General features: G+C 62.4%; 11 protein-coding genes. 9 read left to right on the forward strand and 2 right to left on the reverse strand.

Going from position 1 to position 11,981, the window contains the following annotated elements:
- Window positions 1-30: 30 nt before the first annotated feature.
- The 7 genes from IEW63_RS05235 (at window position 31) to arfB (ending at window position 7,853) form a co-directional block, all read left to right on the forward strand.
- On the forward strand, window positions 31-903 hold the full coding sequence (locus IEW63_RS05235; RefSeq protein WP_188635487.1) for a MotA/TolQ/ExbB proton channel family protein: 873 nt from the start codon (window positions 31-33) through the stop codon (window positions 901-903).
- Window position 904: 1 nt separating this feature from the next.
- The gene (gene exbD, locus IEW63_RS05240) at window positions 905-1,339 is read left to right on the forward strand and encodes a TonB system transport protein ExbD (RefSeq protein WP_188635488.1); all 435 of its coding nucleotides are present in this window, start codon (window positions 905-907) and stop codon (window positions 1,337-1,339) included.
- Window positions 1,339-2,088: an energy transducer TonB gene (locus IEW63_RS05245; RefSeq protein ID WP_188635489.1), complete on the forward strand. Its 750-nt coding sequence runs from the start codon at window positions 1,339-1,341 to the stop codon at window positions 2,086-2,088. Before exbD ends, IEW63_RS05245 begins: the two co-directional genes overlap by 1 nt.
- A 15-nt stretch (window positions 2,089-2,103) precedes the next feature.
- Entirely contained in the window at window positions 2,104-4,689 is a 2,586-nt protein-coding gene (locus tag IEW63_RS14630; protein WP_229710330.1) for an ankyrin repeat domain-containing protein, read from the forward strand.
- A 93-nt stretch (window positions 4,690-4,782) separates the two neighbouring features.
- On the forward strand, window positions 4,783-6,309 hold the full coding sequence (locus IEW63_RS05255) for a phospholipase D family protein (protein WP_188635490.1): 1,527 nt from the start codon (window positions 4,783-4,785) through the stop codon (window positions 6,307-6,309).
- Between the two features lie 82 nt (window positions 6,310-6,391).
- Complete coding sequence (locus IEW63_RS05260; RefSeq protein WP_188635491.1) at window positions 6,392-7,390, forward strand: Lnb N-terminal periplasmic domain-containing protein; 999 nt, start codon at window positions 6,392-6,394, stop codon at window positions 7,388-7,390.
- A 49-nt stretch (window positions 7,391-7,439) separates the two neighbouring features.
- Complete coding sequence (arfB, locus tag IEW63_RS05265) at window positions 7,440-7,853, forward strand: alternative ribosome rescue aminoacyl-tRNA hydrolase ArfB (protein ID WP_188635492.1); 414 nt, start codon at window positions 7,440-7,442, stop codon at window positions 7,851-7,853.
- A 41-nt stretch (window positions 7,854-7,894) separates the two neighbouring features.
- On the opposite strand, the gene IEW63_RS05270 is transcribed toward arfB, so the two are convergent.
- A complete protein-coding gene (locus IEW63_RS05270; RefSeq protein WP_188635493.1) occupies window positions 7,895-9,106 on the reverse strand; it encodes a serine hydrolase domain-containing protein in 1,212 nt (403 codons plus the stop codon).
- A gap of 168 nt (window positions 9,107-9,274) precedes the next feature.
- Here IEW63_RS05270 and IEW63_RS05275 point away from each other — a divergent pair, with 168 nt between their 5' ends.
- Entirely contained in the window at window positions 9,275-9,652 is a 378-nt protein-coding gene (locus IEW63_RS05275) for a YkgJ family cysteine cluster protein (RefSeq protein WP_188635494.1), read from the forward strand.
- A gap of 66 nt (window positions 9,653-9,718) precedes the next feature.
- Here IEW63_RS05275 and IEW63_RS05280 read toward each other — a convergent pair whose 3' ends face one another.
- The gene (locus IEW63_RS05280; RefSeq protein WP_188635495.1) at window positions 9,719-11,383 is read right to left on the reverse strand and encodes an electron transfer flavoprotein-ubiquinone oxidoreductase; all 1,665 of its coding nucleotides are present in this window, start codon (window positions 11,381-11,383) and stop codon (window positions 9,719-9,721) included.
- A 293-nt stretch (window positions 11,384-11,676) separates the two neighbouring features.
- Between IEW63_RS05280 and IEW63_RS05285 the strand changes: the two genes are divergently transcribed.
- A partial coding sequence (locus IEW63_RS05285) for an electron transfer flavoprotein subunit beta/FixA family protein (RefSeq protein WP_444542575.1) occupies window positions 11,677-11,981 on the forward strand: 305 nt, incomplete at its 3' end.

An 11,981-nucleotide genomic window follows, 5' to 3' on the forward strand; every position in this document is an offset into this window, starting at 1 on the left:
AACCACAACAAGAACAAGAAGGACCTATCCATGGATGTTTCTACACCCTCGATCCGCGCGCGTGGCTGGCAGGCAAAACTGCGTTGGCTGTCTCTGCTGTGTCTGTTCGCCCTCAGCGCCATCAGCGCCGGGTTCGTGCTGGCCCAGGTGGGCGCCGACCCTGCCAGCGTGCCGGCAACCCAGCTGGCAGATGAGCCGACCGCCGAAGTGGCCGCAGGCCTGGCGACAGGAGAGCGGTTTGGCGTACGGGAGATGTTTACCCAGGCCGATCTGGTGGTGAAGTCGGTCATGGTGCTGCTGGTGCTGATGTCTCTGCTGAGCTGGGCCATCCTGTTCGAGAAGCTGATTACCTTTGCCTCAGCCCGGCGTAAGAATAATCAGTTCCTGCGCCTGTTCCGCGCCGGTGAGACCGCCGAGGCGGAGCAACGGGCCAATCACAGCGCGCTGGGTCGCATGTGGTTCGCGGCCCAGGCCGAGCTGCGGCACTTCAATCAGCATCGGGGGAGCAATGCCAGCGCTGATCAGATCAACCGGCTGCTGCAGCGCATGGCGCTCACCGCAAGCATTGTTCAGGAACGTGATCTTGCCCGGCTGGGCGGCATGATGGGCGTGCTGGCGACCATCGGCGCGACGGCACCCTTCATCGGCCTGTTCGGCACCGTGTGGGGTATTCTCAACAGCTTTGCCGGCATCGCCACGGCAAAAAGTGCCAGTCTCGCTGTGGTTGCTCCGGGGATCGCCGAAGCCCTGTTGGCCACCGCGCTGGGCCTGTTCGCAGCGATTCCGGCGGTGATGATCTTCAACAAGTTCGCCCGGGACATCAACGGCTTTGTCGGCAGCCTGGATAACTTCTCGGCTGAGCTGCTGGCCTCGGTTTCAAGGCAATTCGACGAGGGGCACTGATATGGGTATCCAGCTGGATTCAGGCCCAACGGTCAAGCGTCACAATTACCAGCAGAACGCCGAGATCAATATCACCCCCTTTGTGGATGTGATCCTGGTGCTGCTGATCATTTTCATGGTGGCTGCACCACTGGCAACGGTTGATGTGCCTGTCGATCTGCCGAGCAATGCAGCGACACCTTCGCCACTACCCACCGAGCCGGTGTATATCAGCGTCCAGACCGACGGCCAGCTGTTTGTCCAGGAACAGGCGGTAACCCTGCAACATCTGGCCGAGGTGACCCATGGAGTGACCGCCCGCAACCTTGAAACGCGCTTGTTCCTGCGGGGAGACCAAGCGGTGGAATACGGCACCCTGATGCGGGTCATGAACACGCTGCAGAAGGCCGGTTACGCGCGTATCAGCCTGGTAGCCGCCGAAGAGCTGGAGCCCTGATGCGTGCCGTCAATGAGCCCCGGGCGCGCCGCTGGGGTGTGCGTCTGCTGGTGCTGGGTCTATCGCTGGCAATCCATGGGGCGCTGCTGATCTTGGTAATGGGCAGCCGTTTCAGTCAGCCGATAAAGCCCGAGATGCAGCCGATCGCAGTGGAGCTGGTAGCTGCGTTGCCGGAACCAGAGCCAGAACCCGAACCCGAACCCGAGCCGATACCGGAGCCCGAGCCAATCCCAGAGCCCGAGCCGGAGCCCGAACCTCAGCCCGCGCGCGAGCCGAAGCCGGAAACCAGACCCACGCCGCCCCGACCGGCACCACGACCGCAACCGGCCCCGGCGCCGCCATCCGGCCCGCCGGTGCACAGTTTCGGTGCGAATCAGGAATGGGCAGCTCCGCCGGTGGCGCCGCCGAGCTCCGAGCCGGTGCGCAGCCGTCCGGTCCCCGCGGCCTATGCCGATACGGTGAAGCACCGGGTAACCGCGAATCTGAAACGTCCGGAAGGCTCGGTGTACAAGCCGCCACCGGGGTACAAGGGCGATCCCGATGACTTCAAGCGCCAATGCTATATCCCCTATGAAATCACCGTGGACAGCAATGGGCGGGTAGTGGGTTATGAGATCGATCGTTGCGGGGATGAGCTGCTGGACGCTGCTGCCGAGCAGGCAGTACGCAGTGCCGGTCCCTTCCCGCCGCCGCCCAATCAGGGTGCGGAAACCTACGTGATCTACGGCACAGCCATTTTTATCAATTGATTCAAGGACGTAACCATGCCGGCAAGAGCTGTTGTTCCTTATGCATTGATCCTCACCGGGGTGCTGGCCGGGTGCGCTGCGCCGGTGCCGCCCAAGCCACCAGTGGATACCACGCCAAAGCTGCGGCAGCCGGTAGTGCAGACCCGAGCCAGTTTTGCCTGCGAAGGTGCGCTGCCGAAGGTACACCGGCAGATCTGCGCAGACGACGGCCTCGCGCAGCTGGATCGCACTCTGGTCCACCGCCAGCACCAGCTGAAACAGCAACTGGACTGGATGGGCGGCATGCTGCTGGCAGCCAATCACCGCCAATGGCTGCTGAGCCGGGGGGAACTGTGCCCGGTCAATGAAGGGCAGGCCCGGGATGAACAGGCGATTGCCTGTCTGTCGGCGCTGTATCGCCAACGGGCGCGTCAGATGGATGAGTGGGCCTCCAGCCGTGTACCGGCGCCGGCCGGGCAGAATGCCTGGGCCAGTTACGCCGAGTATAGGCTCGTGGATGACCGGGACAGCAGTTGCCAGACTCTTGAGCGGGAGCTGAATCAGGACCTGCAACGCCACGGCATGCCATCGCCGGCGCGCTTGCCGGAGGTGCAGATGCTGGCCGGCAGCAATGCCGACTCGGGATCGGCTTCGGTGGGCGGCCAGCAGGTAGAGGTGGAACTGTATAACGCCGGGGTCTTCGCGGGCTATCAGACCCGCGCCCGGGGTCTGGTGGTGAATGGTCAGCCGCTGCTGGACGACGCTACCCTGGCGTTCTGGGTGGCCGAGCAGCCCAACTACGGTGGCCGCGCTCACGCCGCTTCATCACAGACCGGCGATTACGGCGCCATTGATGTGTTCCATCGGCAGGGCCGGAACCTCGTGCTGGTCAACGAAACCTGGGGCTTTCATTCCCCGGCGGCACGGGGCGAGTCCGCCTACGCCGGCCTGTACGCCCTCAATGGCAGTAGCCTGCAACGCCTGTGTCTGTATCAGAGCTATCTGACTCCGCCGCGCACCAATACCCTGGCCGGGCTGTCCATCTACAGTCAATTGCAGGCCGAGCTGGATGTCATGGTCGGCAGCCCGCTGGCCGGTATGGCTCAGCATGAGCGTCGGGACAACTTCCAGGACTGGAAGGAAACCCAGTGGACGCTGCTGAATCTACCCTTGCTGGGTGTGGATTCCCTGCAGCGCCACGGCAGGGAAGGGGCGGTACGCCAACGCCATGATCAGGTGCTGGAGTCGCTGTTCCAGTGGACTGAACGCAATCCGCAGAACAAGCAGGCCTACCGCCGCCTGCTGCCGCTGTTGCAACCGACGATGGATGAACTGCGCCGGTTGTATATAGGCCAGGGGCTGAACGAGGCGGACGCCGTCAGCGCTGCACAGTTGCTGCTGCATGAAACCCTGGCGCGGGCAGTGGAAAGCCTGGCTGCACCCACACAGCCAGTATCCCTGCCGCTGGCGGCGGGAGTAAGCTGGCAACCGCGTTACGCCATTGCGCCGGCCCCCGGTGACCTGGAGCGCGGCCGACAATTTGCCACCCTGTACAGCGTGCTGCTGAATGACGCACCGGCTCACGTCGTCGCGGACTTCATCCATTACGAAAAGGGCGCCCTGGGCGAGCGCTGGGGTAGCGGGCCGGATAACAGCCCCGCTACCCTGGCGGCTGTCGGGCGGGCGGACAACCTGCGTCTGCTGCTCGAGGCCGGCATGCCGGTGGACCTGGCCAATGGCTGGGGCAAGACGGCCCTGATGAGCGCCGCCGAGCAGAACCAGCTGGACAGCCTGCGGCTGCTTTTGCAGCGCGGCGCCAATGTCCACGCACGCACCCAGTTGCGAACCGACACCGGGGTGGGTGGTATCGAACAGGGCCAGGCCCGGCAGGGCGGGCAGACCGCGCTGCTGCTGGCAGCGCAGAACGCCCGAGCGGAGCTTATCGAGGAGCTGGTACAGGCCGGCGCGCTGCGTCAGGCCTGGGAGGGCTATGACCGACAGGTGTGCCAGGCGTTGAACGGCAATACGCTGGTGGACGAGGCTGCTCGCAGCAGGCTGCAATCCACGCTATGTGGCAACTACGCGCCGCTGCCAGTGGCCGAGCGCCAGAAGCTGGATATACGCAGCGGCCAGACCATGCTGTTCGTAGCTGACGGGGTGGATTACCGGGTCAGCCTGCATCAGCGTGCCCCCACGTTGCTGTTCGGCCGGGTCTTGCAGACCAGCGCGGCCAGGCTGGAAAAACAGATGCGGGCAATGGCTCTGCGGGTCGGCACCGCTGCAGCGCACCGGGCCAAGCTGCAACTGGCCGGCCCCCTGACGCTGCACATCGAGAACATGGCAGGCCAGACGGCGGATGCCACCCGGCTGTACGTCTCCTATCCGGTGGCCTCGAACCGCGGCAATCTGGGTGGTTACCACCTGGTCGAGCATCCGGCGGTGACCGTACTGAGCACCAGCTTCGACGGTGCCCACAATGATCCGGCAAGCACCTGGCGTGCGCTGCACCAGGCGGCCCTGGAACAGGGCCTGCAGCCCGCCAATCAGGGTTACGTGGTGATGCACACCCGTGGCCAGCGGCTGGCCGAGTATCAACTGGTGGTGACCGACCCGGCAAGGTGATGCCCGCTACGACTGCGTATACGCCTCAAGCCAGCCGGCTGCTAGACTTGGCGCAGGTTATTGATGAGGCGTCGGCAGGTGAAAAGGGACTCGGTGAGATGGATTTGGTTGCTGTGCGCGCTGGCGATACTCGTCGGTTGCGCCAGTTCGTTGCCGCAGAAGACAGTCCCACCGAGCTACGCTGTGCTGCCGGATCGCGACTCGGAAATCGGCCGCTACGTGCGCGCCCATCAGCCGCCGGACAGCGAAACCCTGTCCGGCTTCACCCTGGTGCATACCGGCACCGATGCGCTGGCAGCCCGGCTGGCGATGATCGACAAGGCCCAGCGCAGCCTGGATCTGCAGTACTACATCTACCGCGGCGACGTCACCGGAGGCCTGATCGCCGAGCGCCTGCTCAGCGCAGCGGACCGGGGTGTGCGGGTGCGCCTGCTGCTGGATGACATCGGCAGTGGCCTGCGTGACTTCGATGTAGCGACGCTCAACCATCATCCCAATATCCAGATAAAGCTGTTTAATCCGCTGACGCTGCGTGGTCAGGTTTTGAAGTACTTCAGCAAGCTTGGAGAGTTCGGGCGGATCAATTACCGCATGCACAACAAACTGATGATCGTCGACAGCCAGATGTTCATCACGGGTGGGCGCAACATCGGCGACGAGTATTTCTCCCTGAGCCTGATGGATTTTCAGGACATAGACATCCTCGGCATGGGCTTCATCAGCCGCGAGGTAGCGCGCAGCTTCGATGATTACTGGAATGCCAACGAATCGGTACCGGTAGACCATATGACCCGCCGGCCAGGCGATGCGGCCGAACAGCGCCTGCGGAAGCGGCTCAGGGATCATCGGACCCGCCAGGATGGCAGCGCCTATCTGGCGGCGGTGCGGCGCTCACCGTTCAGCCGCATGTTGAGGGATGATCGCATTGTGTGGCACTGGGGAGAGGCGCAGTGGCTTTCCGACCCACCCACCAAGGCGGATCCCGGTCATGCAACCAATCAGGAGCCGATCCTCGGCCGCAAGCTGATGAACCAGGTGCGCCTTAGCAAGGAGGAGTTACTGCTGATGTCGGCGTACTTCATTCCTGGTTCCCGGGGTGAAGTGTTCCTGATCGATCTGGTCAGGCATGGGGTCGATGTCCGGGTGCTGACCAATTCCCTGGCTTCCACTGACGTGCTGGCCGTGCACAGCGCCTATGCCAGCTATCGCAAGCCTCTGCTTGAAGGTGGCGTGCGGCTGTGGGAACTGCGCCGGCAGGCCGGCGAGCAGTCGCACACGAGCGCAATTCTCGGAGAATCACAGGCAAGCCTGCATGCCAAGGCGTTCGTCTTTGACCGGGAGCGGCTCTTTGTCGGCTCGGTGAATCTGGACCCACGGTCCATCGTACTGAACACCGAAGCCGGGGTGCTGGTGCACCAGCCCGAGCTGGCCATGGAGCTGGTAAGCCTGTTCAGTCACTGGACCACAGATGACTTCGCCTATGAGCTGGTACTGAACGATACCGGACAGCTGCGCTGGAAGGCCGGCGATGAGCAGCTGCACAGCGAGCCCGGAGCCAGTCGCTTCCGTCGCTCGGCCGCCTGGCTCCTCGGCTGGCTGCCCATCGAGGGGCAGCTCTAGACCCGCCGTCTGGCTCGACCCGAGCTCTGTACCCCGCTCCTGTCTTTGGCGTAGGATGGGCAAAAATTTTTACAGGCACCCCATGCTGCTACGCACCTTTTTGCTGTCCATCGTCACCCTGTTCGTGCTGCTCAGCAGCATCTGGGCGTTGCTTGCACTCTGGTATCAGGCCCCGGGCGGCATGCTCGGCAGGCTCGGCTGGTGCGGGCTATGGATGTTGGGCATGGCCGGTTGCCTGTACTGGCTGTGGGCCGGGCCGAGCGGCTGGCAGGGTACGCTGGCCTATGTGCTGCTACTGGGGCTGTTGCTGTTATGGTGGACGGGTATTCAGCCGAGCCATGAGCGCAAATGGGCCGATGAACTGGCTCATATCACCACCGGCGAGGTGGAGCGCAACCGCATACGGCTGGATAACGTGCGCAACTTCGAGTGGCGCAGCACCGAGGACTATGACATCCGCTGGGAGAGCCGGGAATATGACCTGCGGCGCCTGCGCGCGGTAGACATGATCACCTCCTACTGGGGCTTGTCCAGCATCGCCCATGTGCTGGTGTCCTTCGGTTTTGATGACGGCGAGCATGTGGCCTTTTCCGTGGAGATCCGCCGGGAACAGCACGAGAGTTTTTCCGAGATCGGCGGCTTCTTCAAGCAGTTCGAGCTGAGTATCATCGCCTCGGACGAGCGGGACGTGGTGCGGGTACGCAGCAACGTGCGCAACGAGGACCTGTGGCTGTACCGGATCAACCTCAGCCCGACGGACGCCCGGGAACTGTTCCGCTCCTTTGTGGTGCAGGCCAACCAGCTGGCCGAGCATCCGCGCTTCTACCATACGGTCACCGGCAACTGCACAACCATCGTCTTCTCGATGATGAAACAGATCGTCGAGGGCTTGCCGCTGGACTATCGGTTGTTGTTGACCGGATATCTGCCGGCCTATGTCCACGACGTGGGCGGGATGATGCCGGGCCTGCAGCTGGAGGATCTGCAGCGTCGGGGCAGAATTACCGACAAGGCCAGGGCAGCGGGGGATGACCCGGCATTCTCCAGGCTTATCCGTCGAGGAGTGCCCGGTTGGGACTGAGGTCCTGTATCCTTGAGACGCACAAGGCAATGCAGAACGGGAGAGCGGTGTGATCAGTCTGTCGGCAACGGTGTCACTGGATGAGGATGAGCTTGAGTTCACGGCCATCCGAGCCCAGGGTTCCGGCGGCCAGAACGTCAACAAGGTGTCCAGCGCCATTCACCTGCGGTTCGACATCCGCGCCTCAAGCCTGCCGGAGTTCTACAAGGAGCGGCTGCTGGCCTGGCGCGACGCGCGCATCACCAGAGAAGGGATAGTGGTGATCAAGGCCCAGCAGTTCCGCACTCAGGAAAAGAATCGCGAAGATGCCATCGCCCGGCTGGTGCAGCTCATCCGTGATGCCACGGTGGTTGAAAAGCCTCGCCGCCCGACGCGGCCGACCAGGGCCTCACAGAAGCGCCGGGTTGACGGCAAGACCCAGCGCGGCAGGATCAAATCCCTGCGGGGGCGGGTCGACCTCTAAGGGGCGCTGATTCTGCGCCGCCCGCGCCCCATTGACCTTTCTCAGTCCACCAGCGCCCCATAAACCAGGGCACGCAGCTCCTGGCGCACCGCATAGGCGGAGGAGGGGATCAACTGGGTCATGAACACCACCAGCAGGTCCTCCACCGGATCGATGAAGAAGGTAGTGCCGGCCATGCCGCCCCAGCCGTATTCCCCCGGCGAGCCGATGGTCTGGGATCTGGCGATATCCGTCTTCACTGCGAACCCCAGGCCGAACCCGGAACCATCGTAGGGCGTCTCGCTGAAGCCACCGGTACTCACGCTGGGCAGATCCGCTCCGTTGGGCAGGTGATTCATGCGCATGAACTCGAGGGTCTTGCGCCCGATGATGCGCGCGCCATCCAGTTCACCGCCGTTGGCCAGAGCCTGGGCGAACCGGTAGAAATCGCCGATCGTGGAGACCAGCCCGCCCCCGCCGGACAGGTAGCCGTGGGGCCGGGTGAAGTGGGAGGTCTGCGGATCGTCCTGCAGGCTGAAGGTATCGCCGGGCTGGTGCTGGTAGCAGGCGGCGAAGCGATCCAGCCGGTCGCCGGGCACAGTGAAGAAGGTATCCGACATGTTCAGCGGATTGAGGATGTGGTCGGCAAAATACTCGTCCAGCGGCTGGCCGGACAGCACCTGGATCAGGTAGCCGCACACGTCGGTGGCCAGCGAGTAGTTCCATGCGGTGCCCGGCGAAAACTCCAGCGGAAGGCGGGACAGCTCGTCGATCAGGTCTTCCAGCGACAGGCCCGAGTGGCCGTCCAGTCTGAGCTGGCGGTAGGCCGCGTCAACATTGGTGCGGCAGGAGAAGCCGTAGCTGAGACCGGACTGATGGCTCAGCAGATCCCGAATGGTCATCGGGCGCTGGGCGGGGACGGTGACGAAGTCCGGGTAGACGCCGGACTTGTACACCTGCAGGTTGCGCCAGCTGGGAATGTATTTGTGTACCGGGTCGTCCAGGAGGAATCGCCCCTGCTCATAGAGCTGCATCAACGCCACTGAGGTGATCGGCTTGGTCATCGAATAGATGCGGAACAGGGTATCCATTTCTGCCGGCACCTTGCGTTCCACATCCGCCAGCCCCTGTGCCTGCTGCCACACTACCTGCCCCCTGCGCGCCACGACGGTCACGGCACAGGGGAGCCTGCCCGGGGAAAGATACTGAGTGTCGAGGTGTTCAGCGATGCGACTCAGGCGTTCAAGATCCAGACCAGCAACAACTTCGGACATCAGGCTCTCCCGATAACAAGAATGAAGATGAACTGATGGTAGCAGCGAATGCCGCCGGGGCGGGCAGGGCGGAGCAGGTTAAAGATATTTTTTCTCGCCCCTCTTGTGGAGAGACAGCGAACCGGCGTAAAAATCCTCCTTTGAAAAGCGGCTGAGGATTGCCATACGATGAGCGAGTTTTCACCCTGTCTTGACTGTGGTGCCTGCTGTTCCACCTTCCGGGTTTCCTTCTATTGGGGCGAGAGCGACAGCGCACCCGGGGGCGTGGTCCCGGATCGTCTGATCGAGCAGGTTACGCCCCACATGAGCTGCATGCAGGGCACCAACCAGCCGCAGCCGCGCTGCGTAGCGCTGATGGGAGATGTGGGCAGCGCGGTACGTTGCAGCATCTATGAAAACCGCTCCAGCACCTGTCGGGAATTTCCCTTTCATGGCGAGAACGGCCTGGAGAGTCCCGACTGCCAGCGGGCGAGGGCGCTGCACGGGCTGCCGCCGCTGCCGTCCAACCCGCGGGGGCCGGGGCAGGCACCGCCGGTCGCTGCCTGAAAGAAAAACAAAGAAAAACCCGGCACATGGCCGGGTTTTTCTGTTGCTGGAGCCTACCGCTCACACTTACATGTTCGGGTAGTTCGGCCCGCCTGCACCCTCGGGAGCAACCCAGTTGATGTTCTGGGCCGGGTCCTTGATGTCGCAGGTCTTGCAGTGTACGCAGTTCTGCGCGTTGATCTGGAAGCGCTTGCTGCCATCGTCATTGCTGATCACTTCGTACACGCCGGCCGGGCAGTAACGCTGCGCAGGCTCGTCGTACAGCGGCAGGTTGTGCTCGATCGGAATGCTCGGATCGGCCAGTTTCAGGTGAACAGGCTGCTCTTCTTCATGGTTGGTGTTGGACATGAAGACAGACGACAGCTTGTCGAAGCTGATCACGCCGTCAGGCTTCGGATAGGCAATCTTCGGCGCTTCGGATGCCTTCTTCAGACGCTCATGGTCCGGCGTGGTGTCATGCAGCGTGACCGGAATCTTGCCGCCGAACCAGTTCTGGTCGATGTAGTTGAACGCACCGCCAAACAGGGCGCCGAACTTGTGGATTGCCGGGCCGAAGTTGCGCGAGCGGAACAGCTCGTCGTACAGCCAGCTCGCCTTGAAGCTGTCCACATAGCCGGTCAGCTCGTCACCGCCTTCGCGGCCAGCCTTGAGCGCTTCAACCACCGCGTCGGCGGCCAGCATGCCGGATTTCATGGCGGTGTGGCTGCCCTTGATCTTGGCGAAGTTCAGGGTGCCCAGATCACAACCGATCAGCGCGCCGCCGGGGAAGACCATCTTCGGCAGGGAGTTCAGGCCGCCCTTGCAGATCGCGCGGGCACCGTAGGAGACACGCTTGCCGCCTTCCAGGTACTGCTTGATCACCGGATGGTGCTTGTAGCGCTGGAACTCGTCAAAGGGCGACAGGTGCGGGTTGCTGTAGGACAGGTCAACGATCAGGCCGACAACCACCTGGTTGTTCTCGATGTGATAAAGGAAGGAACCACCGGTGTTCTCGCTGCCCATGATGTCCAGCGGCCAGCCGGCGGTATGCACCACCAGCCCCTGCTCGTGCTTGGCGGGGTCGACGTCCCAGATTTCCTTGATACCGATGCCATAATGCTGAGCGTCGGCGTCGGAGGCCAGGTTGTAGCGCTTGATCAGCTGCTTGCCGATGTGGCCGCGGCAGCCTTCAGCGAACAGGGTGTACTTGGCACGCAGTTCCATGCCCGGGGTGTACACGCCTTCCTTGGGGTTGCCTTCGCGATCGACACCCAGATCGCCGGTCAGGATGCCCTTGACCACGCCGTTCTCATCAATCAGCGCTTCCTGAGCGGCAAAACCGGGATAGACTTCAACGCCGAGCCCTTCTGCCTGCTCCGCCAGCCAGCGGCATAGATTACCCAGGGAGATGATGTAGTTGCCTTCGTTGTGCATGGTTTTCGGCACGAACATGTTCGGCAACTTGCTGGATTTTTCCTCGCTGGTCAGCATATAAATGTCATCACGCTTGACCGGGGTGTTCAGTGGAGCACCCAGCTCCTTCCAGTTGGGGAACAGCTCTTCCAGGGCTCGCGGCTCGAACACCGCACCAGACAGGATGTGGGCACCGACTTCGGAGCCTTTTTCAACGACACAGACGCTGATCTCCTGGCCGGCGTCGGCTGCTTGCTGTTTGATGCGGCAGGCGGCAGACAGACCAGCTGGGCCGGCGCCGACGATGACGACATCAAACTCCATGAATTCGCGTTCCACTGTTGTTATCTCCTGAATCGTTTAGGCCGAATCGTAAGTCGCTTGTAGTTGTGATAGCCACATGGGCGCGCATTATAGCAATCATGCCCCGTCACACCAGTGTAAAGATGTAAAGACGCCGCGCCTGGCAATTCTACTTTAGACAGGCCGCTATTGACCCCCGAAGATAGCCTCGGCATGATAGGGCGCCTTTTCAAAAAAGCGCATTTCGTTCCTTTAATGACTGTATTTGATTATCTGGTCATATTTCAAGACGGATTTTGTCTGCAGTCACGCGAATACATGAGGTAATCATGAAGGTATTAGTAGCGGTCAAGCGCGTGGTTGACTACAACGTCAAGGTTCGCGTCAAGGCGGACAACAGCGGTGTCGACCTCGCCAACGTCAAGATGTCCATGAACCCCTTCTGCGAAATCGCCGTGGAAGAAGCCGTACGCCTGAAGGAAAAGGGTGTCGCCACCGAAATCGTTGCGGTCACCGTGGGCCCGACCGCTGCCCAGGAGCAGCTGCGTACCGCCCTGGCACTGGGTGCCGACCGCGCCATTCTGGTCGAGAGCAACGACGACCTGAACTCGCTGGCCATCGCCAAGCTGCTCAA

This window comes from Halopseudomonas pertucinogena, from assembly GCF_014646575.1.
Lineage (GTDB): Bacteria > Pseudomonadota > Gammaproteobacteria > Pseudomonadales > Pseudomonadaceae > Halopseudomonas > Halopseudomonas pertucinogena.